At 43.8% G+C, this 23,843-nt stretch carries 19 protein-coding genes, 1 other RNA gene and 2 pseudogenes; 5 read left to right on the top strand and 17 right to left on the bottom strand.

Features of this window, described 5'->3' with window-relative positions:
• Positions 1 to 43: 43 nt before the first annotated feature.
• The 3 genes and pseudogenes from NDA03_RS21150 to NDA03_RS21140 form a co-directional block, all read right to left on the bottom strand.
• Positions 44 to 1,567, bottom strand: a complete 1,524-nt coding sequence (locus tag NDA03_RS21150; RefSeq protein ID WP_190411191.1) for a response regulator — start codon at positions 1,565 to 1,567, stop codon at positions 44 to 46.
• A pseudogene (locus tag NDA03_RS21145) lies at positions 1,564 to 3,033 on the bottom strand (ATP-binding protein); the annotation flags it as partial. The pseudogene NDA03_RS21145 and the gene NDA03_RS21150, both read right to left, overlap by 4 nt.
• Positions 3,034 to 3,732: 699 nt before the next feature.
• Positions 3,733 to 4,056 (bottom strand): annotated as a pseudogene (locus tag NDA03_RS21140) (PAS domain-containing protein); the annotation flags it as partial.
• 805 nt (positions 4,057 to 4,861) lie between these two features.
• Between NDA03_RS21140 and NDA03_RS21135 the strand changes: the two are divergent.
• Complete coding sequence (locus tag NDA03_RS21135) at positions 4,862 to 5,596, top strand: cytochrome c biogenesis protein CcdA (protein WP_190411189.1); 735 nt, start codon at positions 4,862 to 4,864, stop codon at positions 5,594 to 5,596.
• A 53-nt stretch (positions 5,597 to 5,649) separates the two neighbouring features.
• Positions 5,650 to 7,074, top strand: a complete 1,425-nt coding sequence (locus tag NDA03_RS21130) for a cytochrome c biogenesis protein (RefSeq protein WP_348239054.1) — start codon at positions 5,650 to 5,652, stop codon at positions 7,072 to 7,074.
• Positions 7,075 to 7,142: 68 nt separating this feature from the next.
• Here NDA03_RS21130 and NDA03_RS21125 read toward each other — a convergent pair whose 3' ends face one another.
• From NDA03_RS21125 to NDA03_RS21115, 3 genes are all read right to left on the bottom strand, one after another.
• On the bottom strand, positions 7,143 to 8,804 hold the full coding sequence (locus NDA03_RS21125; RefSeq protein ID WP_348239053.1) for a glycosyltransferase family 39 protein: 1,662 nt from the start codon (positions 8,802 to 8,804) through the stop codon (positions 7,143 to 7,145).
• Positions 8,805 to 9,031: 227 nt separating this feature from the next.
• The gene (gene queF / locus NDA03_RS21120) at positions 9,032 to 9,463 is read right to left on the bottom strand and encodes a preQ(1) synthase (protein WP_190435437.1); all 432 of its coding nucleotides are present in this window, start codon (positions 9,461 to 9,463) and stop codon (positions 9,032 to 9,034) included.
• Between the two features lie 117 nt (positions 9,464 to 9,580).
• Positions 9,581 to 9,994 carry a hypothetical protein gene (locus NDA03_RS21115; protein WP_190430081.1) on the bottom strand — a complete coding sequence of 138 codons (414 nt, stop codon included), beginning with the start codon at positions 9,992 to 9,994 and terminating at the stop codon, positions 9,581 to 9,583.
• An 89-nt stretch (positions 9,995 to 10,083) separates the two neighbouring features.
• On the opposite strand from NDA03_RS21115, the gene NDA03_RS21110 reads away from it, so the two are divergent.
• Positions 10,084 to 10,227, top strand: coding sequence for a hypothetical protein (locus NDA03_RS21110; protein WP_348239052.1), 144 nt, complete (start codon positions 10,084 to 10,086; stop codon positions 10,225 to 10,227).
• On the opposite strand, the gene NDA03_RS21105 is transcribed toward NDA03_RS21110, so the two are convergent.
• From NDA03_RS21105 to NDA03_RS21095, 3 genes are all read right to left on the bottom strand, one after another.
• Entirely contained in the window at positions 10,224 to 10,613 is a 390-nt protein-coding gene (locus NDA03_RS21105) for a phasin family protein (protein WP_190435443.1), read from the bottom strand. The two genes, NDA03_RS21110 and NDA03_RS21105, sit on opposite strands and share 4 nt — an antisense overlap.
• Before the next feature lie 110 nt (positions 10,614 to 10,723).
• An RNA gene (gene ffs / locus NDA03_RS21100) (signal recognition particle sRNA small type) lies at positions 10,724 to 10,820 on the bottom strand.
• 62 nt (positions 10,821 to 10,882) lie between these two features.
• Entirely contained in the window at positions 10,883 to 11,149 is a 267-nt protein-coding gene (locus NDA03_RS21095) for a YciI family protein (RefSeq protein ID WP_348239051.1), read from the bottom strand.
• A 59-nt stretch (positions 11,150 to 11,208) separates the two neighbouring features.
• Here NDA03_RS21095 and NDA03_RS21090 point away from each other — a divergent pair, with 59 nt between their 5' ends.
• Positions 11,209 to 11,772 carry a 2'-5' RNA ligase family protein gene (locus NDA03_RS21090; protein ID WP_348239050.1) on the top strand — a complete coding sequence of 188 codons (564 nt, stop codon included), beginning with the start codon at positions 11,209 to 11,211 and terminating at the stop codon, positions 11,770 to 11,772.
• 251 nt (positions 11,773 to 12,023) lie between these two features.
• Positions 12,024 to 12,821, top strand: a complete 798-nt coding sequence (locus NDA03_RS21085; RefSeq protein ID WP_348239049.1) for a WecB/TagA/CpsF family glycosyltransferase — start codon at positions 12,024 to 12,026, stop codon at positions 12,819 to 12,821.
• A 365-nt stretch (positions 12,822 to 13,186) separates the two neighbouring features.
• Here the strand turns inward: NDA03_RS21085 and NDA03_RS21080 are convergent, their stop codons facing one another.
• From NDA03_RS21080 to NDA03_RS21045, 8 genes are all read right to left on the bottom strand, one after another.
• Complete coding sequence (locus NDA03_RS21080) at positions 13,187 to 15,505, bottom strand: hypothetical protein (RefSeq protein WP_348239048.1); 2,319 nt, start codon at positions 15,503 to 15,505, stop codon at positions 13,187 to 13,189.
• Positions 15,506 to 15,584: 79 nt separating this feature from the next.
• Entirely contained in the window at positions 15,585 to 16,550 is a 966-nt protein-coding gene (locus NDA03_RS21075) for a beta-1,6-N-acetylglucosaminyltransferase (RefSeq protein WP_348239047.1), read from the bottom strand.
• Between the two features lie 915 nt (positions 16,551 to 17,465).
• Positions 17,466 to 18,263, bottom strand: coding sequence for an FkbM family methyltransferase (locus tag NDA03_RS21070; RefSeq protein WP_348239046.1), 798 nt, complete (start codon positions 18,261 to 18,263; stop codon positions 17,466 to 17,468).
• 120 nt (positions 18,264 to 18,383) lie between these two features.
• Complete coding sequence (locus NDA03_RS21065; protein WP_348239045.1) at positions 18,384 to 19,406, bottom strand: glycosyltransferase family 2 protein; 1,023 nt, start codon at positions 19,404 to 19,406, stop codon at positions 18,384 to 18,386.
• A 17-nt stretch (positions 19,407 to 19,423) separates the two neighbouring features.
• Entirely contained in the window at positions 19,424 to 20,362 is a 939-nt protein-coding gene (locus tag NDA03_RS21060) for a beta-1,6-N-acetylglucosaminyltransferase (RefSeq protein ID WP_348239044.1), read from the bottom strand.
• 53 nt (positions 20,363 to 20,415) lie between these two features.
• On the bottom strand, positions 20,416 to 21,447 hold the full coding sequence (locus tag NDA03_RS21055) for a glycosyltransferase family 2 protein (RefSeq protein ID WP_190411174.1): 1,032 nt from the start codon (positions 21,445 to 21,447) through the stop codon (positions 20,416 to 20,418).
• A gap of 70 nt (positions 21,448 to 21,517) precedes the next feature.
• Positions 21,518 to 22,342, bottom strand: coding sequence for a DUF6817 domain-containing protein (locus tag NDA03_RS21050; protein WP_190411173.1), 825 nt, complete (start codon positions 22,340 to 22,342; stop codon positions 21,518 to 21,520).
• Positions 22,343 to 22,740: 398 nt separating this feature from the next.
• Positions 22,741 to 23,793, bottom strand: a complete 1,053-nt coding sequence (locus tag NDA03_RS21045) for a glycosyltransferase (protein ID WP_348239043.1) — start codon at positions 23,791 to 23,793, stop codon at positions 22,741 to 22,743.
• Positions 23,794 to 23,843 lie beyond the last annotated feature (50 nt).

Below are 23,843 nucleotides of genomic sequence, written 5' to 3'. Positions count from 1 at the left end.
ATTGACTGTGCCAGTTAAATGCTTTTCCCTGATGACGTTGACATTACATTGACTCGAACGAAGGCGTTTTCTGAAGATTCTGTCGAATCGGAATCGCTATGATGAATTCCGTACCCTCTCGGGGCGCTGAATTACACTGCATCTGTCCACCATGTTTGTCCACGACGATTTGATAGGTAAGGGACAACCCAACCTTCGTGCTTTTGCCATTCGTTTTCGGCGTAAAGAAGGGGTCAAACAGGTGAGGGCGGACTTCCTCCGCTATACCAGGGCCATTATCTATAATCTGAATCGTCACAAAGCCACGGTCAGTTACTTCGGTACAAATCCGAATGGTACTGCGGGAGAAGTGTATTTCTTCAGGCGATCGCTTATGGTCATACTCCTCCAAAGCATCAATCACACTCGACAGCACATTTATAAATGCCTGGTTCATTTGACCTGCATAACACTCTACAGGAGGCAGCTTGCCATACTCTTTAACGATCTGAATCCCCGGATAGTCAGCCTTGGATTTCAGCCGGTTGTTCAAAATTAGCAGAGTGCTGTCTAGCCCATCGTGAATGTTCACTGGCTTCATCTGAGCCTCATCCACGCGAGAGAAATTCCGCAATGACTGGACAATCTCGCGGATGCGCTCAGCCCCAATCTTCATCGAACCCAGTAGTTTTGGCAGGTCTTCAACCAGAAACTCCAGGTCAATTGCCTGAGCCTCCTCCAAGATAGTTGGCCCCGGATTGGTTAATTCCTTGGTATAAAGATTCAGCAGGTACAGCAGGTCTTGGGTATAGCGCTCTGCGTGAGTAATATTGCCGTAGATAAAGTTGACCGGGTTATTCATTTCATGAGCAACACCGGCGACTAACTGTCCTAAACTAGCCAGTTGTTCGCTTTGGATCAGTTGACCTTGAGTCTGTTGGAGTTGGCGAAAGGCGAGTTCTAGCTGATGCGCTTGTTCTCGATAGCGTGCCTCTGATTGTTGTAATACTGCTTCTGTAGAAATCCGCTCTTGAATCTCTTGTTTCAGCAGAGCATTAGAGTGGGAAAGTTCAAGGGTTCTTTCCTCTACCCGTTCTTCTAGTTCTTCTTTGAGCTGTAAGAGTGCTTTTTCTACCCTTGTACGTTCTTGAATTTCTTGTTCCAAAAGCACATTTTGTTCTTTCAGTTTCTTTGTTAAACTCTGGATACTCAGTTGGACAGTAATGCGAGCTAAAACTTCTTCATGCTGAAGTGGTTTAGTAATATAATCGACCGCTCCCAGGCTTAAACCTCTAACCTTATTGACCGTCTCGGAAAGCGCCGTCATAAAAATCACAGGGATATCTTTCGTAACTTGATTAGCTTTCAGTTGACGGCAAGTTTCAAACCCATCCATTCCCGGCATCAGTACATCTAATAAGATGAGATCCGGCAGGGCGTATTCCCCCTTTTGAATAGCACTTTCGCCATCCCGAGCTACCAAAATTTTGAAGCTAGAATCCGCCAAAAAGTCGAATAAAACCCCTAAGTTTGTAGGAGTATCATCAACAATTAAGATTATGCCTTTGTGGGGAATTTCTACGCTCATTTATTTTCTCTATATTGTTTGATAAATTCCAAAATTTGTTTTTCTTCAAAGCCCTTGGCTAATTGACGTAAATGGCTGGCAAACGGTATCCAGTCCTGATTCATCTGTTCCAGTTGAGCGGTTCGCTTGGCAATCCCTCTGAGGTCGCCCATCATTGCGAGATCGAAGAGAGCCGCGATTTCCTCTACAGGCGGAGGCACCATCGCTGCGGAAGGCTTCAAGAATTCTTTATTTTTAATTTTTTCATAAACCCATGACAGCCCCAAATAACCTCGTACCTTTTCTAAAAGTTCCTGGTTTCGGATAGGTTTTGCCAGGAAATCGTTACAACCGGCTTGAAAGCTCTGTTGTTGATCGCGATCAAAAACGCTGGCTGAAGTCGCAATCACAACGACCGTTAAATCGGGTAACTTTCTGATTCGACGAGTGGCTTCTAAGCCATTGAGGGTGGGCATCATTAAGTCCATAAAAATTACATGAGGTTGCCACTCCTGTGCTTTGGTTATGCAGTCGAACCCATCAGTGGCTTCCATAATTTCAAACCCTAATGGCTCTAACATTTTTACGAGAATCAAACGATTTCCCCATTGATCGTCGGCGATGAGAACTTTGCGTTTGTCGCCCAAATAACCAATGATCGGGCGTTCATCTATTTGGGCGATATCTGCCCACTGGTCAACGGAGGGTAAATCTAAATCAAAGTAAAAAACGCTACCTTTCCCTAAGATGCTATTAACTTTGATTTCGCCGCCCATCATTTGTACTAATTGACGGCTAATTGCTAAGCCTAAGCCGGTGCCTTCACTTTTGCGATCGGTCTCTCCTACTTGGTAGAAGGGTAAGAAAATTTCTTCTAGTTGCTCTGGTGCCATACCGACGCCGGTGTCTTCTACTTGAAACCGAAATGTTCCGTCTTGATAGCTGACTTGGAAGGTGACGCCGCCGGTGGTTGTAAATTTGATCGCGTTGCTAAGTAAGTTGATTAAGACTTGCCGCAAACGTTTTTCATCACCCTGGACTGCCATCGGAAGTGGGGCAATGGGTTGGTAGGTTAAGTAGATGTCTTTCTGTTGGGCACGAATACGGCACAGTTCAGCGATGCCTTCGAGGAATTGGGGAAAATGAAAGTTACTCAGATGGAGTTCCATTTTCCGGGCTTCTATTTTAGAGAGGTCTAAGATATCGTTGATCAGGGTTAATAGATGTTCGCCGCACTGGTGAATGACGCCTAAACCATCTTTTTGCGGCTCATTTAAGGTTTTGTCTCGTTTGAAGATTTGGGCATAGCCGAGGATGCCGTTGAGGGGGGTTCTCAGTTCGTGGCTCATGTTAGCGAGAAATTCGCTTTTGGCGCGGTTGGCAGATTGGGCGGCTTGTTCGGCTTTTTGGCGATCGCGTATTTCTTGTTGCAGTTTTAGCGTTCGCTTTTGGACTTTCCCCTCCAGCATCCGGTTGTAGTTTTCTAGTTGCTCGTGGGAAAGTTTCAGTTGTATTTGCGATCGCTCTAGCGCTTCCTCAGCCCACTGGCGCTCCAGTTCGGCGCTAACTCGTGCTCCAAAGAGGCTCATAATTGATTTTGCCCGTTGCTCCTGCACGAGGGGCTTATCATCGATAAAGCAAATATGACCAATTGGCTTACTGGATGTTGAATCTAAAAGGGCAACTCCCAGGAAACACTCTCCTCCCAAAGCCGCTAAAGCTTCGCCTTTGGGGAAGAATGACTGGACGTTTTGGGGATAGCAACTGATGCCGTTGTTTTCAACCAGAGTCTCTTGTGTAAAGATGCTTTCGCAAGGAGTATGGACTAAGTCGTACTCAAAGTTGTCACCCAATTTGTCTGAATTCCAAAAGGAAAGCACTTTGGCTCGGACAGGTGTATCGTCCTCCCAGGCGGATGCTTCTGCCACGATAACGTAGCGAACTCCAAGCGCTGCGGCTAGATGCTGTGCAAACACCGGGTAGAAATCTTTGCCCGTAACTGAGGCGGTTCCGGCGATCAGATCCTGTAAGGCTTGTTCTGCTTGCCTGCGCTCGATAATTTGGCTATTTAAATAAGTGAGAGAGTTGGTTAATTTATCTCGCTGTTCTCCCCGGATATCTGCTGAATTGACTTCTATTAAGGCTGAGTCGGAGAGGTTGCCACCTAAAGCTACGTGACTGGACTCCACAACTTTGACAGCTTCGCCTTCAGCATTAAAAATAGGGACTTTAACGATGTCAAATAAATAGACTTGCCCATCGTAACGAGTTACAGGTTCTTGAGAGATGTGGAGCGTCTGCCCGGTATTCACGACATAGGCGTCATCCACGACAGACTGTTGGGTAGCATCCCGGTTATTTAGAGGAATATCTGTCGGATCGCGATCGCAAAGCTGTTCCAGTGTCATGCCGTAAAAGTCGCAAAATGCTTTGTTGGCATAAACTAGGCACGATTGGGAGTTTTGGCACTTTACTAAATTTGGGATGGCATCTAGGACTTGTGCATACATCTCCACCCGTTGACGCAGTTCTTTCTCGACCTCCTTGCAATCGGCTAGTGTCTGCTCTAGCTCGGCAATTTGCTGACGCAGTTTCAAGGATTCTTGATTCTGCAATTTGCCGGTACTGGTTTTACTGCGTCTATAACTTGTAACCATCTATTCCTCCTTCTATACCTTTTGGTTTTAGATATATCGAAATTAAGTTAAGCGGCTCAAATTCAACATTCAACACGGACATAGCACTCTCCTCGACCTTCTTGGAGTTTCCAATTAAATAGTCAATGAGGCTCGTAGTTCGTTGGCGAAGTCATCCCTCTGCTAAGGAAAGGAGGAATAATATAGGCTCCTAGTGTCCGTATTTAGGATTCCCTAAATTTGGAAAAAAACTCTAATATTGAATGTTCTTTAATGTTAAGAAATACAAAAAATATATTATTCCTTTATGAAAAAAGTAAAAGTTTTCTTTTTCAGGCTTGACAATCAGTAGGCTGGATTAATGATTTGTAGGATGGGTTGTCGATAGCGTAACCCTCACAGGTGTTGGGTTTCCTGCGTTAATCCAACTAAAAAAATATTCAATTTAATGCATCCGCCGACTGAATTAAGAACATTTGAATAAAAGACTCGCTGCAAGCTTAATGGGGCAATTAATAGAAACGGCGTTAAAAATTTCTTGAGAAACCTGCGTTGATAAAAAACATTGATGGGTGTTATTGTCAAGCAAACAATGCGGACGCTTTCCTTCGCGCCGGTTCTACCCTTCCAAGTAAGCTAAAATTCAAGCAGAATCAGCATTCCGCGAACTAGCCTCCTCATGATTGAAAGTCTGCAAACCCAGCTTTACGAACTCAGTGAATTTGCCAACCGTCTCGTTTTTATCCAGCTGCAACATCTCAGCGTTATCAGTATTGGCATTATCTTTGCAGCCGGATTGCTCACCAGTTTGACCCCCTGTATGCTTTCCATGTTGCCCATCACCCTTGGCTACATCGGGGGCTATGAAACCAAAAGCCGCCTCCAAGCAGCTGCCCAAGCTACCTGGTTTTCCTTGGGATTGGCAACAACGCTGGCAGGGCTTGGTATCTTAGCGGCGTTGCTGGGGAACGTCTACGGTCAAGTGGGATTTGGTTTGCCGATCCTTGTGAGCATTCTTGCGATCGCAATGGGGCTAAATTTACTAGAAGCTTTGCCCCTTCCGTTGCCTGCTTGGGGTGGGATGGAGTGGATTTCCAAAGAATTACCAGCGGGAGTGCGTTCCTATCTGATTGGTCTAACTTTTGGGGTGGTTGCGTCCCCGTGCAGTACTCCCGTGTTGGGAACGTTACTGGGTTGGGTTGCCACAACGCAAGACATGGTATTAGGTGCAGTCTTGCTGCTATCCTACACAGCAGGTTATGTAGCACCGTTGATTTTGGCAGGAACTTTTACAGCCTCTATTAAGAAGTTGCTGGAGTTGCGCCAGTGGTCGAGTTGGATTACACCCGTTAGTGGTGTGCTTTTGGTTGGATTTGGGGTATTTTCGCTGCTGTCTCGGATTCCAATTGGTTAAAGGTAATCAAAAGCACTCGCTATTACCAAGTACCAATTATCAATTATCAAAAAATGACTGCAAAAAATTCTTTTTTCTCAAACTTAGGGTCAACTTCCTATCGGTTTTGGCGACAGGAGTTGTTGCCACTACTGGCAGATTTGCGGTTAGCGATCGCGTTGCTATTAGCGATCGCACTTTTCAGTATCTCTGGCACGGTAATTGAGCAGGGTCAGTCGCCTGCTTTTTACCAAGCGAACTATCCAGAGCATCCCGCTTTGTTTGGTTTCCTGACTTGGAAGGTAATCCAGGTAGTCGGATTGGATCGTGTTTATCGCACCTGGTGGTTTTTAGCCATCCTGATTTTATTTGGCAGCAGCTTAACTGCCTGTACCTTCACCCGCCAGTTTCCAGCTTTAAAAGCAGCACAGCACTGGAAGTTTTACGACCAACCCCGCCAATTTCAGAAACTCGCCTTGAGTGCGGAACTCGAAACAGGTTCGCTAAACAAACTGACCGAGTTGTTGCAGCAGCGGCGCTATAAAGTTTTTCAAGAAGGAGATAAACTTTACGCCCGAAAAGGTCTGGTGGGGCGGATTGGTCCGATTGTTGTTCATGCCAGTATGTTAATTATTCTGGGGGGCGCAATTTGGGGGAGTATCACGGGTTTTGTGGCCCAGGAAATGGTTGCCAGCGGCGATACGTTTCAGATAAAAAACATCATCGAAGCGGGTTCTTGGGCGCTGCCACAAGTTCCCAAAGATTGGTCGGTGCGGGTAAATCGCTTTTGGATCGACTATACACCTGAAGGCAGAATCGACCAGTTTTATTCCGATTTGTCGGTTTTGGATAAACAAGGACAAGAAGTTGATCGTCAAACGATTCACGTCAATCAGCCGCTGCGTTACCGAGGTGTGACGCTTTATCAAACAGATTGGGGAATTGCAGGTATCCAGGTGCGGCTGAATAATAGCCCAGTTTTACAGTTGCCGATGGCGTCATTAAATACTGTCAGCAAGGGTCGAATCTGGGGAACTTGGATTCCCACTAAACCGGATTTGAGTGAGGGAGTTGCCTTAATTGCGAAGGATTTGCAGGGAACACTGATGCTTTATAACCCAAAGGGTCAGCTAATCAATACTATTCGCGCCGGGATGTCGGTACCTGTGAATGGAGTCAGGCTGAGCATTGATGAAGTAATCGGCAGCACTGGCTTGCAAATAAAAGCCGATCCGGGTATCCCGTTTGTTTATGCTGGCTTTGGTTTGCTGATGCTGGGTGTAGTCATGAGTTATTTTTCTCATTCCCAAATTTGGGCGCTGCAAGAAGGAGTTAGCGCCGCTTCTCACAAGGAGATTCGCTTCTATGTCGGCGGCAGAACTAACCGCGCACAGGTTGCTTTTGAACGGGAACTGTTAGAAATTTTGGATCGAGTCAGTCATCCGTCTCAGGAGGAAGTGCCAGTTGTTGAGATAGAAGCGATCGCGACCCAGTCCTAAACCATTTTTGATGTGGGTTGGTAGAGGCGCGATTCATCGCGCCTCTACCAACAAATAACGTCTTCCACTCACACCTTTTTTTCTAGTTTCCAAAGCCAAACTTGACCCGTTTGGTATGCAGGCTCTATTTTGTAGTTCTGCTTTTGTAGTGCCTTTCTTAATTCCTTGGAACTCCTGTATAAAAACACATCACTGAACCCATCTGGAATCTGAGGCACATTTGGTTTAACGACTAATTGAAGCCGCACTTTCGGTTCCAGTGCATAGGTTAAAGGAAGAAAAAAGTTTAGTTTCTCATTGCTGATCAAAAGCGGATGAGCTGTTTTGTTGATGATTTGGGCTACTTTTGGATTGTATTCAGTTTGAGAGAGAGCTTTATTCCACCAGATTTCTTGTTGAGAACTGATGGCACAGGATATAACACCACTCGAAACTACTGCAACAAGCACAAATTGCCATAGTTTTTGTACCTTTGCACTTCTCGAAGGCAAACTAATTTTAGTAGCCAGTAAGTAAGCAATTGCTAGCTGAATCCCCAAATAAACAGCAACTAGATGTCGAGTTGAACCTGACAATCCTCCTCCGGAGATTAGATCTCTGGAAATAAAGGGAAGGGCAGTTACCCCAAGCAAAGTTAAAACAAATAACCAAACTTGCTTGCCAGTGTTACGACACAGAAAATAAATTGCATATCCTGACAGGAATAAAATCATTCCTACCAGTGTCAGTCGGATAAATTCGGTCCATTGATTGTTAAATCCAAACTCAATCACTCCTCCTGCTGGATCTGTATCAAGAAATGTCCGAGTGATATTGCGAGTCCAAGCTTTCACCCAAGAAAACAGGCTTTCTTTCTGGCGAGACCAATCTGTTGTCTTTTCAACGGTAGATGAATTAGCAATTAGAATTAAAAGCCAAGGCACAAATGTGAGCAAACCAGCCAAAGATGCCAGCAAATAGGCAAAGACTGTTTTAGTAAATCGGAATTTTTCGATTGTCAATAAATAAATGCCATGTCCAATCGCAACTAGCGCAAAAAATAACTGGGTATAAATTCCCAGTGCTAGCGTTGCTGCATACAGCCCCCAAGTGGAAATAAGGATTTTGGTGTCTCTATTTCCCAGCCGCATCGCTCGCAGCAGTGCCGCACTCGATAGTAAGATCGCCACAATCCACAAACTATAAGGTCGTGCTTCCTGGGCGTAGAGAACTTGAAACGGGGAGACGGCGATGAGTGCGATCGCTATCCATCCTGCTAAGGAAGATCCAAATAATTCTTGGCATAGCCAATAGATGCAAGGAAAAGCTAGCAAGCTAATTAATGCAGACAAGCTTCTGATTATCCCTGGCGAATAACCAAATCGTTGCACCCAATATCTTGCCATTAAAAAATAGAGGGGCGGATGCTGGGGAGTATCGACCACTATCGAGTTGATGGTTCCGCTTGCACCTTTTTCCGAATTGGGTTGTTGAAACTTCTGTAATTCTTCGACCCCCATCACCTGTCCATCAAAGACTTCTTGGGCGAATTCTGCCTTGCTGTAACCGGCAATCCGTAATGAAGTGAAAGTCTCATCGCCCCAGTAAACTTTGCGATCCAGGTTGACGAATCGAAAAAATACTCCCAGTACCAGCACGACAATGATAAAAAATTGTAACCAAGTTGGAGGAAGTAGTTTTGTCTGAGTTAACCTATTCTTAACATGGTTAAGGCTTTGTGCAACTGCCATGAAACCTCCATTTCGTAATCTAAAAAGCCGGGAAGCTTTGCGAAATGTTAGGCGTGCCAATGGAAGTTATCATTCACCCTGAGACTGATATTGTGTCTATTTTTTGAGCCGATAAGATAGACTTTTGATGACACAAAGCAGAAAGCCCGTTGGACGGGCTTTCTGAAAAAGATAATTTTTAAACCAGGTGGAAGTAGCCAGATGCAAGTGAATTTTTTTGCTGCTATCTAGGCGTCAGAGGACTTCTGATGACGCACTTCAATGACTGTGTGGACATTACCGCGGGGCGCGAAATCCCCTTTGATAGTGGCTTCTAAAGGATCGCAAGCTGCCACAAAGTCATCCAAAATTTGATTGATGGATTCTTCGTGGGAGATGTAGCGATCGCGGTAACTATTGATATAAAGCTTGATCGCCTTCAGTTCCACCACCCTTTGGTCGGGAACATAGGTAATATGGATGGTCGCAAAGTCAGGATAGCCAGAAAACGGACACTTACAGGTAAACTCTGGTAGAGTAATGTGAATGTCGTAGTGGCGTCCGACTCGCGGATTGGGGAAGGTAATTAATTGTCCTTCAGAAATATTTCGCTCACCGTATTTCATTTCCGAGAGCGGCGTTTCAGATGATAATTGTTGTTGTGTTGGCGACTGACTCATCAGTAGTGGTAGCAAACGTGGGTCGTTAGTTATTAGTCATTTATAACAAATAAAGGACTAATAACCCTTGAATATGAATGCAGGTCAAGCTTTTTCAGCCTTCTTCACCTGCTTTGTTCAGAAAATATCTCTAGAATTGAACGGATCTGTACTACCCTCCCAATCCGGACAATTTTTATCATCCCAGCCATAGGGATGCATGGCGCAGACTAACAGGTTTCCACCATAAGCTTGTCCGTGGTAATGGTGACAACCCATACATGCAGGATTTTTTTGTGGGGTGGGTTCAACAGTATCCACCATATAGGAAAAAGGCTGCTCACCTTCACCCACAATTTCTTCAAATTCTAAATAAATTTCAGCGATCGGTTCAAATAATTCCTGCAAACACTGATTGAGATCGGTTGCAATTGTAGTTTGCACGCTTTCGGCAACAGCGTCTACTACTTCTGTGATGCCAACGAAGAATTGCTCTACTTCATCAGCGACTGCTTCCATCATCTCGAAAAAATCTTTTTGCCACTCTTCCATTTTGGATACTCAGCACAAAAGGCTTAGTTTTTACCGGCGACGCGATGACGCCAATTAATCTGCAATTCTATTCTAAATAGTGCGAATCCATGATGCGATCGCAATGCTATAGATTAGCACACGTTGCCTTGCGCGATCGCAAGGCGTGTGATGCTCCTCGCAGCGACTCGCTCTTGCCTATGCAGCTAACGATTCGGCTGTTCGCAGTTTATCGTTCATTACTGCAAAGCTAATCGCGCTTTAGCCGACGCAGTTCGTCCTGTAGTGCTTGCACCTGTTGGCGCATCGCGTCCACATCATTATTTGGAGCCGCATTTGGAGCTGCTGCCGACTTTGGCTCTTCATCTTCTGAGAGAATTTCAATCCGCCGCGGCTCACCGGGTTGGGTGCTGCTAGTGGATGGCTCAACGGGTGCCTGCTGGGCTTGTTTCATCATATCATCGACAAACCGGCGAGCTTCGTCTGTTGTCATCTCGCCTTTTGCTACCATTTCATCGGCTAGCTTTTGAGCTTGCGATCGCAACTCAGTTAACTTCCCCCCAGCTCTCTCACCCGCAGAGGCAGCTAAGCCAACCCCTAAGTAAAACGCTTTTTGAACAATATCTCCAAAACCAGCCATCGCAATAAGTCGCTCCTTTAATCTGCAAGTATCTGCTGATTCCAGCATAAGCGTGAAATCGAGAAACTGCCCACCAATTACAAGGCAAACGAGGGCGAGGCGGCGATTCGGGTGATCCGGATACCACGCCTATCACAAGCATCCCGTGTTGCTGCTACCTTCCGGTTCTGACAAGGTTTAGGCGTTGCGATCGCATGGGTCCAGATCATCTAAAGCATAACATCATTCACTGAAAATTGAAACCTCTGGCGGCAATCAAGGATTCGCTTTTATTCGGCAACCACTCGCCACTCATAAAGTTCATACTTGACGCAGCCGTTTTGCACCAGCGGATCGAGTGAGACAATCGTGCGCGCCTCCTCCAGTGAAGACGCCTCAAATAGCATCATGCCGCCTCGCCGCTCCAGCCAGTAGCCGCTACGCGCCTGATATCCTTTGGCAATCAAATCCTGGACATAAGCTTTGTGCGCCGGTACAGATTTATCAAAGATCGGTTTATCAACGATGCCTTCTTCAATCTTTACAAACCAGGGCATTCACTTTCTTCCCTTATCTGGCTATATCTATTTAACAAGTAAACTACCGCTGGAAGTTCTTGGACAATACAAAACGCCGCTTCTTTATCGCTCTCTTGCCGCCGCAAGAGATTCAAGACTACGCCAAAGAGATTCAGAAGCACTTCGCCCAAACCTATGCTAGCAAAGGTGCCCAGAAATCTCCCCCGCATATCACGCTGCAACCGCCGTTTGAATGGCAGGTAGAGACAGTGCCAGTGCTAGAAGACTCCTTGAGAACGTTTGCTTCCCATCGTTCACCCGTTTCCATTACTCTGCAAGGGTTTGGAGCTTTTCCACCGCGTGTTATTTACATCAATGTTCTTAAGACGCCGGAACTGCTAGCGTTACAAGCCGATTTAATGACCGATATGGAGACAAACTTGGGAATTGTCGATGCGGTTTCCAAGCAGCGTCCCTTTGCTCCTCACATGACTGTTGCCTTTAGAGACTTGACACGGCAAAACTTTCATGCGGCATGGCCTGAATTTCAGGGGCGATCGTTAGAGTTTGAGTTCACTGCTGCTCAGCTAACCCTACTGATTCATACAGGGGAACGATGGGAAGTAAGCGCCGAATTCCCTTGTTTAGCGCGCCGGAGGTAAACAGGGCAAGCCTTTCAGCCAAGGTTGCGGCTGGTTGTGGCGCGATCACAACCTTTTTTCTTTCGCTCAGAAAAACCCTCACTATAATAGCGAATCTTGTTCACTCAATTTTCCAATCTATCCGAGGGAATAAACGTTGATAAAGATTTGTCCTCTCTCATGGTAGAGGTAGTGCAAGCTTGACTCTCACTATTGTGTTGTTATTAGTGTGCTGTCCCCACACGAGTAGATTGCTAAAGTGAGAGGAGTCAATGAAAAAAGTTAATGTACTTAATGTATCCATTGACAACTTGTCAAGAGCAGAGCTATTAACCAAACTCGATCGGGAAGGTGGTATCGTATTTACGCCAAACGTAGACCACCTGATGAAGCTGCAAACCGATGGAGATTTCTACAAAGCTTACAATATCGCTACTTATAAAGTGTGTGACAGTCAAATAGTATTGTACGCTTCTAAATTTTTGGGAACGCCGATTAAAGAAAAACTGTCGGGTTCAGATTTATTTCCCGCTTTCTATATGCACCACAAGGACAATGAAAGCGTTAAGATTTTCTTGCTGGGTGCTGCTGAAGGGGTGGCTCGTAAAGCTCAAGAGCGAATCAATAACCAAGTAGGCAGAAATATTATAGTCGCTTCTCATTCGCCGTCTTTCGGATTTGAAAAGAGCGAAAAAGAATGCCTAGAAATTATTGACAAAATTAATAAGTCAGGCGCTACAGTCTTAGCCATTGGCGTCGGTGCCCCTAAACAAGAAAAGTGGATATTGAAGTATAAAAATAAATTACCCAATGTCAAAGTTTTCTTGTCTGTTGGCGCATCTCTTGACTTTGAAGCAGGTCATAAACCAAGGTCTCCACAGTGGATGAGCGACGCAGGAATAGAGTGGTTACATAGACTCTTATCCGAGCCACAAAGGTTATGGAAAAGATATTTAATAGACGATATGCCTTTCTTCTGGTTAATCTTGAAACAAAAGCTTAACCTTTATAAAAAGCCTTTTCAGACAGAGAAGAAATCTGTGAAATTAGAACGAGTTAAGTGGGAATAAAAAAATTCTTATTTGAAGGGACGTTTGTAAAGTACCTATTGTTGTGATGCTGTAGCTTGCTTGTCGTAGGGTAAGCAAGCTACAGCAGCTATAGGCTTTCTGTTAAAATTTATGGTTGCATGATGGACGTTCCACGGAACGTCTATTTTTGTGATTGAGATATCTTGACAGGCGATTAGACTACTTGAATTAGACTACTTGAGAAATTTCTCCCACCTTTCCTCAAGCTCTTTCTTTCCGGTAAACGGGTAAGGCTGGGGTTCTAAATAGATTGTAAGGGTCGATCGCATTCCGAACCCCTTCGCTACAACTGCGTCACAAGATGTATTTGCTTGCCGCCTTAGGAGGATGTTCCTACTGGATTACTAATTGCCATAGTAAATTCCTCTGCCATTTGTACCAATAAAAACTAAACCAAACTGCTGCAAGCTTGCTTCCATCACATTTGGGCTATTGCCAATCGGATTTTTCGGATTACCAATCCTTTGCCATGTCTTCCCTCTGTCGAGAGAACGGAAGATTCCTTTGCCCATATTATTAATTTCTCCGTACACATACAGTGCTGGAATCGTGCTCCCCTGCTGTGGTTTTCCTAAAGAAAACAAATAGGATCTCTTAACTGTATTCATCTTAGAGAAGGTCTTGCCACCGTCTGTCGAATGGTAAAGTTGTTTCTTATCGAGACTCAGCCAAATTTCACCTTTAACTCCAGATACGGTTCTTAGCGAGTGCCAACTTTCATCGGGAATTGATGAATTCACGACTTTAAAAGACAAACCTCCATCGGTACTTTGATAGAATTTGCCATTCTTATAGTAATAAAACGTGTTACCATCCACTTTGTCTGCTGCCAGCGGCAAAGACCAATTCCAAGGTCCCTTGGAACCCTTGGGTAAGCCAGTAACTTCTTTCCACGAAGCGCCTCCATCATCTGTGCGGAGAGCTTTATCTCCACTAACAGTGACAACAAATAACTTTGGATTAGTTGCTGACATCGCTATACGCATCGGCATCGTGTCTTTTGGAAATGAAGCAAATTCTTTCCAAGTTAAGCCGCCGTCTGTCGAAGTTGCTCCCGAATAAGTATTGTTCCAGCGATTACCGCCAACGCGCACCATTTGCAGGGGAGCTTTTTCATAGTAGGCAATGCTGTAGGTATCCTGGAACGAAGGGCCACTAGCACTAAAGGTTTTAGATGGATAATTGTCTAATCCCTTGTTGTGGTAAAACCCGTCTACATCTGCCACCCCACTCAACAACAACGCGCCACTCGGAGGCGCAGTTAAGGTGAAGGTGACAAGCTCTTCGTGTCCTTTTTGATAGTTCGTCCAGGCAGAGGGTTGTTTGTTAATATTGTCTGTCCGCCATATTCCGTACCAATCGGTAAACCAAACTCTCCCAGAAACGTGGGGGTCAAACTCAATCGCAGAGACAGAAGGATTGGAGAGCATATAGCTAGACCACCAAGGAACGGTATTGTTAAGCGATCGCTTCTGCTCTTTCCATGTAGTTCCGCCATCGAATGAGCGATAAATTTTAGTATTTTTTCTCTCTTTTGTAGAAACAAGAATATCTTTAGAATTAGCAGGGTTAATGCTCAACCCATTAAAATCCTCTTTGGAGCCTTGTGGAGTAATGTTTTTCCAATCTCCATCTGTATACTTTTTAACTCCAGGACTTCCATTAATTGTTGTGTAGAGAGTGTTATTGCGACTTGTCACTAGCCGCATCGCTTTTTTTGGGCTTCCGTCAATCTTGCTCCAGGTAATGCCTGTGTTAGTAGATTTATAAATTCCATCACCATAGGCATTGGCATAGACTAAGCCAGGCTTATCTTTGTCAAAGACAATTGCTGTGATGCCGATATCTTTTTCCGGCTTTCCGGGAAAAGAAGTCACTTTAGTCCAGTTCGCGCCAGCATCTAAAGATTTCCAAAGCCCATCGCGCCGCGAACCAAATAAAATCATCTTGGAATTAAATGGATTGATGACGAGTCTCTCGCCTACCTCCCGCCTATCTTGGTTGCCGCCCATTGGCAAGTCCAAATCCAGCTTTTTCCAGGTTGCACCTCGATCGTTAGACTTAAAGATAGTTCCAGGCTCATCCCAGACGTATTTGCCTGCGGCAATATAAACAATATTTGGATCTTTTGGATCGAGGGCTAGGGCTTCTCCGCCGTAGTAATTGCTCTTCTCTAGTGGAAAGTGGTCAGTTAGCGGTACCCAGCTTTTATTTACTGAATTCCAACGATAGAAGCCACCCACATCAGTTTTGATGTAAACAAGATCCTTCTGTAGCGGATGCAGAAAAATACCCGTAACATAGCCCCCTCCGCCTATTGCAACATTCGTCTCCCCCAAAGACACATTGGTTCGGTAATTGCGGGAAGTGACGACTTCTGCCTGTCCTGATGCACCGTTAAGGATGTTGCTAGCAAGCCAGATGTGCTGAAGTGCGACTGTGGCAAACAGAGCAATGACAGCAAGGCGAACCGTTCGAGCTAACGAAAGGCTTGGTTGGGCGCTAAATTTAGTAATCAGCTTGAAGGCGATATGGGCGAGGCAAATCCCGATGGCGAAGACTAATAAGCTAGTCAGAACTGGTTGGACGCTTGCCAGCCCTGCAAATGTAACATTAGCGATCGCTTCAATGGTTGACCAATGATTAATAGCTGCATTAAGCATCGTTGAGCCTCAAATCCCATAATCAGCTACTTCCAACTAAGGAATTATAGCTGACTATACAGATTTGACGGGTTAAGTCTTAACTAATGCCTAAGGTGACTGGGCTACTTTCTTTTAAAACTCTTGCATCAAGCATATCTAAAATTCTGCTGTCCTGCGTCATATCGAATTTTCGGGCAAAGTGAACGTCCCTTCTTATAATTGCTGAGTAATCTTCAGCATTTAGAGTACGAGGATGACCGTGGCGAGTCCCAGTCCAATCAATATAGCGTTTATAGTCGTTACACAAATGAAATTGCCCGCTATTGACTAAAACCGTTTGGACAAAAGATTCATCAGGAATACAAGTCTTTTTATAGTAATTAATTAGCTCGGGGTTATGCTGGCAAAAATGATGTAAATATTCGACACACTTCCTCGATAGAGTCTTGAAGTAAGACCCTGCATAGCATTTAAAGTTTTCATTGAATGGAGATGAAGTCGTACGAACTCCTAGCATCAGCCCATAGGAAGAATTTATTCTCACCAAAGGCTGGACATTATTAATGACCATGCGAGGAATTTTGACGATAGCGCGTTTCCACAGTGGTAAATATTGACCCGAACGCCAGTACTGATAGAGATAGCGATCGCTACCTTCCCGGCTTCCCCAAAGATTTCCCTCTAAATCTGAAAGTACATCAAAATACTCTAAAAAGCCATCAAAAGGTGATTCTGCAAGAAACTTCTCGATTTTTGGTAGTGGTTGAATCGGATAGTCTTGACCTGTAATATTGGCAAGCCAATCAAATTCAACATTATGGCTAAAAAGCCAGTCAATGGCATTCAGATAACCTTGAACAATCGAAAAATCTCCTCGTCCTCCTGTACCCCTAATTACGTTCACTCCTGGGAATTGGTGAAAGGCCGTTACGTCTAAATGACAACCCCTAAAGTCATGGCTAATCAATATCTGAGATTGGGGACTTGATTTTTTTAGAGTTTGCACCAGTCTAAAAATCTGTTCGGGATTTTTATGACTTTGAATCAGATATAAAACTTTCACGATCTTTAACCTCCAGAAAACAACTGCACGAAAAAGTGAACGCAGCAATCTGCCAAAGTGTTGTGCATAACACTTCGAATGTACCCTAAGTAGAGATAGGTAGATTCAACCCGATCAAGGTATTAAAAAAAACCTGATTATCTGCTCTCTATGCGGTAAGAACAAAATTTGCAACAATTGTCAAACTAGAAATGCCTGCATAATAAATACTGGTGATTTTGTGCAAGCAAAGCCATAAATTGACAGGGAAATCTGTGTTCAAGAACTTAACTAAAACTGTTTAACTGCAATAGCATCGACAAAGTTAAAACAGCAGTAAATAGGTGCTTTCACTGGAAATCAGGCACTCTAGAATAGTTAAGTTCAGAATGGTAAATAGTAAACCTGGTATATAGACGAAATGTGGGTTTATTTGGTTCCCGGTTTTCAACCGAACCTTGTTTTATTGTTTCACCCACATAGACATAGATACTAAACTCTGTACCCTAGGAAAAAAATCTCTGTCTTTTAACCATGTCCAAATTCAGTAATGGTGTACAAAATTAGATTCTTCACGACAGGCTATGACCTTTTCGTTGCACCCAATTTTTTACATTTACAGCTATGGTCATAATTAAAATCCCAGTCTAAGGAACTCTTTAAGGGACTCAAGCCACGCTTGCAATCCTAGTCGCTTTACGCTTTACATCTTGTTACAGTGCCTATGGTGCAAGCGTCCCCCTTAAGATAGACTTTACTTATGCGATTTGTCCGCCTAAAGTAAAACATTAATATATTTCCTTTAAAATTAAAATAACAGTAACAAGCAATACCAATCTTGCCTGCACAAAACTAGCATAATAAAAAGTACTAGAAAATTAGCTAATTGCCACTTTGCAGATAGCTCAAAAAGTATTCAGGCAAATTTTTCTGTTACTAAGGCATTGCTAAAAAATTCCAAGCAGAAGATTTTAGAAATTCATCCCGACTCAGCGGAGCTAAACCATCTACCCAATTTTTTAGCTTAAAAATTTTTAGACCACACTCATTGACAAGCAGATCGTAAATTCTGCTATCGTGCCATTTTCCGTCTTTCAATGTCCCATCAACCCATTCCTGAGAATTAATTAAGCCACTTTCAAAGACTAAGTAAGGTTTATAAGTTTTTAATGTTCTGATAGCACCTCTAAAAACCTGCAATTCTACCCCTTCTACATCTACCTTGATGAAATTAATCTTAAGGTCTGGGGCTAATACATCATCAAGTCTCTGAGTTTTAACAGTGATTGGTTCCATAAGTGCATCAGGAATATGGCTTTTACAGCATTCTTTATCCAGGCTACTTACAGCAGGAGCATTCACTACATACCAAAAAGTAGTTTCTGCCTCCGAATCACTCAAAGCTGTTTCTCTTACTTCAACAGTTGGAAATTTTTTTCTAAGCCTACTCGCTAACCGTGGTATTGGCTCAAATGCATAATGAAATCCTAGAGGTGAAAACTGTAAAATTTTGTCAAGTAAATCGCCCGTGTTACAACCAACATCAATACAGTTTGAGTCTTTTGCTAAAACACAAGACATTATTTCAATCGTGAAAGCATTGTCTTGTCTATTAAGAATGTCACTGCGTTTAGGAGGATTTACTATATCTAAAAATGGTCTAACAACCGGATCGAGAAATGAACCCTTAATTGTTTCTTTGAAAAAGTTTTTTATTTCTAAGAAAATTTTCATGGTCTAGCTGCTCCAGTCACTAAAACGCCACTATACTAACATCAATTAATGCAACGTCAAGGTTTTATTGAAGCAGTTAGATTAATTTTATTAGAAGTATAAAAATGTTGATTATAAAGATTAGCTAGACTGATCTTGAAGAATACGGCGTCTTTGAATAAGCCCAGTCATTTTGGCAGCAAGAGCCTCTATTTGGTAATAAACAGGATGGGGTAAGAAGCAGAGCAAGTAGGCAGCTACTAAGGTCATCAGCGTGCGGCGGGGTTGCTCCAAAAGGATGCGCCAGTGAGCAGCCAAGGCTCGGTGCATTAGCTGCACAGCCATTGAGCCTGCTTTTAAACGGACTGCACTTCTCGCTAAATATCGCAGTTGATATGCTTTAGTAGGGTTTTCCCATTCAGCGATTAATTCTGGAGCGTAGGAGCGTGTTTTTTCAATTACCCTTTCGAGAGCTTCTAATTGCTTCAGCAAACTAGCTGAAAGACCTCCCGCGTTTACCCGATACAGTGTCAGCGCTTCAGGAATCCCCTCAATTTGCCAGTTGGTTTGGAGGAGGATGCGAAGCCAGCATTCTATATCCTCTGCCTGACGAAAATTATCATCAAAATAGAAATCTTCAACAGTCCCGTAAAGATTATCTTGAAATTTAATTTCTTCAAATACCTCTCGCCGAACTACGGGAGCCGAACCATTTCCGACTGGATTGTCACGAAGTAAATCCGGTGGTGTAATGTCCTTGAATTTGGGCATCAGATACGTACCCAAGGGATTTCCTGTTGCATCGATAAAAGCAGAACGGCTAAAACTAATCCCTACCGTCGAGGAATTATCTAAATGTTCGAGATGTTTCTCTAATTTTTCCGGTAGCCAAAGGTCATCGCCATCTAAAAAAGCTAAATAGTCGCCATGAGCATGGCGGATTCCGGTGTTTCTTGCTCCAGCGAGTCCTCTATTTTTCTGGCTAACGATTTTAATTCTAGGGTCTATAAACTGCTGGCAAATTTCTACAGTTCTATCGGGAGAGCCGTCATCAACTACAATAATTTCAAAATTTTTGTATGTTTGAGCTAGAACCGATTCAATTGCAGCAGCTATATAATTTTCTACTCCGTAGGCTGGAATAATAACCGAAAATTTTTTCATGAAAAGTACCATTTTCTTTAAATTGCTTGAAAAATTCTTTCGTCAAGCATATCTAATACTTTGCTGTCCCGGTTCATGTCAAATTTTCTAGCAAAGTAATATTTATCTTTAATTAAATTTGGAAAATCTTCAGATGTGAGGATGCGGGGATGACCGTGTCGGCTGTTCTCCCAATCAATATAGCGCATATTGCGGGGATAAAAATTAAACAAACCACTATTTAATAAGATGGTTTGCATAAAAGATTCATCGGGAAGGCGAACTTTCTTGTAGTAGTTCACCAAATCAGGATTGGCAGAGCAAAAATCATGAATGTATTGAATGCATTGTCTAGAAATTGTTTTAAAGTAAGAGCCTCCATAGCATACAAATTTGTCATTAAATGGAGCTGAAGCGGCCCGTTGCCCGATGATGAGTCCATAGGAAGAATCAATCCGCACAAAAGGCTGAACATTATTAATAAGCACTCGAAAAGGTTTGAATAAGGCTCTTTGCCACTTGGCTAATTCTATACCTGACCACCAGTATTGATAGAAGTAGCGATCGCGCCCGTCTTTAGCTCCCCAAGTACACTTATCAGAAAGCACATTAAAATAATCAAAAAATCCATCGTACTCGGTTGCAGCCAGAAAATTCTCAAATTTTGAGAGCGATTGAGTCGGATAGTCTTGACCTGTGAGATTAGCTAGCCAATCAAATTGAATATTCTGGGTTAAAATCCAGTCAACAACATCCAAATAAGCTTGGGTAATTGAGAAATCGCCTCTTCCAACTTTCTTGGCTCTCAGTACTTTAACATTCGGTAAACTCTCGAAGAGTTCTACATCTATTTGACTAGCATTAAAGTTATGACTCATCACTATATAAGAGTCATTACTGGACTTTTTAATAACTTTAACCAGCCGATAAATTTGCTCCGGATTGGTATGGGTTTGGATTAGGTAGACAACCCTCATATTCTGCAACCTATTTTGATGGCGAGCGGGTGTTTATAAAAAAGGTTCTATCGTTATGCCAATTGACGGGAACGATCTTGAAGAATGCGTCGTTTTTGGGCGGCTCCTGTCATTTTTAAGGCAAAACTTTCCATCTGGCGGTAGAGAGGACGTGGCAGTAGCCACAGCGAATAGGCAGCTCCCAACGTCAAAAGTGTCCGCCGGGGTTCGTCAAGAATCATGCGCCAGTGGGTAGATAAGGCGCGGTGAGCCATGTCTACAGCGGTTGGGGCAGCTTTCAGCCGGACTGCCCACCGGGCTAATTTCCGCAACTCGTAGGCTTTAGCTGGGTTTCCATACTGAGCAATCAAATCTGGAGCATAGGAGCGGGTTTTTTCCAGCACCTTTTCCAAGTCTTCTAACTGCTTGAGCAGATTTGCTGAAGCCCCTCCGGAATTAACTCGGTACAGCGTCAAAGCTTCAGGAATGCCTTCGATTTGCCAATTAGTCTTTAAGGAAATGCGAAGCCAGCATTCGACATCTTCAAAATGTCGCAATCTTTCATCGAAATAACAATCTTTTGCAGTACCCTGAGGAGCATCTTGAAACTTAATAGCTTCAAAAACCTCTCGCCGAATCACCGGAACTGAGCCATTTCCAATCGGGTTACGGCAGAGGATCAAGGGTGGAGCAATATCCTTGAGTTTAGGCATTTGATAGATACCTAATGGCTGCCCCGCTTCGTCAATAAAAGCAGAGCGGCTAAAGCTAAGCCCGACAGTTGGTGAATTTTCTAGATGCTCAATATGTTTTTCCAGCTTTTCTGGTAACCACAGATCGTCTCCATCTAAAAAAGCAAGATATTCTCCTTGAGCATGGCGAATTCCTGTATTTCGAGCGGCGCAAACCCCGCTATTCTGCTGGCGAATAATCTGAATTCGAGGATCTGTGAATTGCTGACAAATTTCTACACTTTGATCGGGAGAACCATCATCAATAATTAGAAGTTCAAAATGTTTGTAGGTTTGGTCTAAAACTGATTGCACTGTAGCAGCTATATATTTTTCGACTCCATAGACCGGAATTATGACAGAAATTTTTTTCATTTTAATTTTGAAAAATTGTGAAAAAATAATATTTGCTACAGCCAGCACTTCCTTGTGATTAACTGCCCCCTTACTCTGACTGACTTATAGTAGGAACATCCGTTGTCATGGACGTACTGGGACGCAAATTACCAAATTTACGGGCTATGGCAGAAACTAAACGACGCGGTTTATGAATCAACAAATTATAAAAGGTGAGGGACAGCCGCTTCTGATAGGACTTTGGTGCAAGACGAAACGAAACATCTTGAGCGTTTGTGTTACAAAGTTCGCTAGGTATTTCAGCGGAGGCAGTTTCTTTAAATGCTTCTGTTAGTTGAATAGCTAAATTAGGAAAACCTAACTTTTCTGCCATTTCTACGATCAGATGACCGTCATAATTAATGTATTGTTGATGTTTGAAATCTCCACAATAAACAATGCCAAAATCCAAGTATTCCTCTAGCTCATTGGCTAAGCGCACCAAAAGAATATCGCGCTCAAGCGGATCGAGCGTATCAATGCGGTGAAAAATAGCGGGAATCGTCTTTTTATTCCAGGATAGCGTTGCATATCTAGCAAGATACTCCTCAATCTCTTTGCCAACAACACGTTTTACCTGTTCGCGTTTGGCATTGGAAATGCCTTTTTTCCCGTTTCCAAAGTCACCATGAGTATAGGTAGCATGAAGCAGACCTGTTGCTACTATCTTTGCAGGTACATGAAGAGAAACCAGGATACTAGCAGTGCTGACTAGATGGGCGATAAACGTCTTACCTGAGGCTCGAAAAGCACCTGTGAACAGCTGCATTGTCAGCTGATAAGCATCACGGATGCGGTTAATATCGTTGCTTGAGTAGCCTTCTGCACGTAGCTGGTTGAAGAGTTGGATGTTTGTTTGGGCAAAAGAGTGCATAGTTTTGTTGTTGATTGGGATGCTTCATTTTTGTTGCACTCGGCTTAGGCGAATTCCGATGATTTTGCCTGGTTTAGTGCATTTACAAAAATTAACAATCATTGAACGGCTTAGGCAAAACCTCTCCCTGAAGAAGGAAAACCCAAACAACATTTCAATTTCAACAGGAGCGTTCCTGAAAAAGCGGGGAATCGCTTAACACAGAACAAGTTTAGTAATAGCATCCACTTTTCCAAGGTAGGAGTACGACTAAAAAAGTCTGTGGATTGCGATCGCTTTCCCCACTTGTTTTCTGGATGAAGACTTAGGTTTTGGCTGTGTAAGGGTATTTATCGTCGAAGCGATCGCACCTTCTTTTGGCACCTTCGTTTCGTCGTTCTACACCCTTACACGCCAACCTAACGGGACGATGCCGTCACTGTAGGCTTCTTCTCCGGTATTGCAGGCATCTGAGGTTGTAGCCCTTTCGCTTGCAGGCGAGCCTGACGATTCGTGAGATAACGGTTAAACACCTTATCTAGAGGACGCAACACTTTTGCCACCCCGCCCCCAGCAAGACCTAAAGTCAGGCGGCTACCAATTGGGTTCAGGATTGTCACGTATCGCCGCCATCCCAAGCGCTTGTAGCGATATTTGAAGTACCCGTCCTCGTCCAAATTCCATTTATCGCGCAAGCGATGCAAGCTATTGAGTTCCCAAGCGTCGCTCCAACGCAGCATATAGAAGAGCATATCTGAAGGCTTCAGTGGCGGGCCTGGAACATAAGTGACAAGAGACGCTGGCTCAAAGTAAACGCTACCACCCGCCTCAACGACTGTCATGCAGAAATCGAGGTGTTCTTTAGTATTGAACATTTGTTCATCGAGCAAGCCGACTTTCTCAAAGATTTCAGCGCGAACCAGCACGCAATGGAATTCTGCTAGTTCGGTTTGTTGACGTTTGAGCTTGGGTCGCACCTCCGCTACTTTCTGACCTTGCTTGTACATTTTCTCGCGGAGACGCCGTCTGGGGTTTTCGCCGACTTTTTCCAGCCAAATGTGGGCTTCTCCACCGGCAAAATGGACAATTTCGTGTACCGGAGTGCCTTGGCAGGTCAGGGGACCCACTACGCTAGCGTTTGTCTCTTCAGCACACTGAACTAAGCTTTCCAACCAGCCTGGGCTGACGATCACATCGTTATCGATAAAGACGAGATACTTGGTTGTAACCTGACTCAGACCGAGGTTTCTGGCGCGGTTTGGAGTGAGGTAGTGATCGGTGCGAATGATTTGAAATCTTTTTTCAGTCGCTTGCTGTTGCAAATAACGCTGAATGTGAGCGGGTGAACCCCCATCTACGTAAACTAACTTGAATGGGACTGATGTATGTTCGTAAATGCTTTCCAGCGACTCGCGGGCGCAGCTGAAACGTTCGCGGGGTGAAACAACAATCGTAACTTGGGGATCTAACATCAGGAACTCCTCGCTAAAGACTAAACAATTTATCGGCTGTTTTGTTTGCT

The organism is Trichocoleus sp. Lan (assembly GCF_039961855.1).
GTDB lineage: Bacteria > Cyanobacteriota > Cyanobacteriia > Cyanobacteriales > FACHB-T130 > FACHB-T130.
This window is presented reverse-complemented; position numbering and strand designations above follow the sequence as displayed.

Coding starts and splice junctions, on each gene's coding strand:
- NDA03_RS21150 (WP_190411191.1), bottom strand. CDS start 1,567: ATGAGCGTAGAAATTCCCCACAAAGGCATAATCTTAATTGTTGATGAT.
- NDA03_RS21135 (WP_190411189.1), top strand. CDS start 4,862: ATGATTGAAAGTCTGCAAACCCAGCTTTACGAACTCAGTGAATTTGCC.
- NDA03_RS21130 (WP_348239054.1), top strand. CDS start 5,650: ATGACTGCAAAAAATTCTTTTTTCTCAAACTTAGGGTCAACTTCCTAT.
- NDA03_RS21125 (WP_348239053.1), bottom strand. CDS start 8,804: ATGGCAGTTGCACAAAGCCTTAACCATGTTAAGAATAGGTTAACTCAG.
- queF (WP_190435437.1), bottom strand. CDS start 9,463: ATGAGTCAGTCGCCAACACAACAACAATTATCATCTGAAACGCCGCTC.
- NDA03_RS21115 (WP_190430081.1), bottom strand. CDS start 9,994: ATGGAAGAGTGGCAAAAAGATTTTTTCGAGATGATGGAAGCAGTCGCT.
- NDA03_RS21110 (WP_348239052.1), top strand. CDS start 10,084: ATGATGCGATCGCAATGCTATAGATTAGCACACGTTGCCTTGCGCGAT.
- NDA03_RS21105 (WP_190435443.1), bottom strand. CDS start 10,613: ATGGCTGGTTTTGGAGATATTGTTCAAAAAGCGTTTTACTTAGGGGTT.
- NDA03_RS21095 (WP_348239051.1), bottom strand. CDS start 11,149: ATGCCCTGGTTTGTAAAGATTGAAGAAGGCATCGTTGATAAACCGATC.
- NDA03_RS21085 (WP_348239049.1), top strand. CDS start 12,024: ATGAAAAAAGTTAATGTACTTAATGTATCCATTGACAACTTGTCAAGA.
- NDA03_RS21080 (WP_348239048.1), bottom strand. CDS start 15,505: ATGCTTAATGCAGCTATTAATCATTGGTCAACCATTGAAGCGATCGCT.
- NDA03_RS21070 (WP_348239046.1), bottom strand. CDS start 18,263: ATGAAAATTTTCTTAGAAATAAAAAACTTTTTCAAAGAAACAATTAAG.
- NDA03_RS21065 (WP_348239045.1), bottom strand. CDS start 19,406: ATGAAAAAATTTTCGGTTATTATTCCAGCCTACGGAGTAGAAAATTAT.
- NDA03_RS21060 (WP_348239044.1), bottom strand. CDS start 20,362: ATGAGGGTTGTCTACCTAATCCAAACCCATACCAATCCGGAGCAAATT.
- NDA03_RS21055 (WP_190411174.1), bottom strand. CDS start 21,447: ATGAAAAAAATTTCTGTCATAATTCCGGTCTATGGAGTCGAAAAATAT.
- NDA03_RS21050 (WP_190411173.1), bottom strand. CDS start 22,342: ATGCACTCTTTTGCCCAAACAAACATCCAACTCTTCAACCAGCTACGT.
- NDA03_RS21045 (WP_348239043.1), bottom strand. CDS start 23,793: ATGTTAGATCCCCAAGTTACGATTGTTGTTTCACCCCGCGAACGTTTC.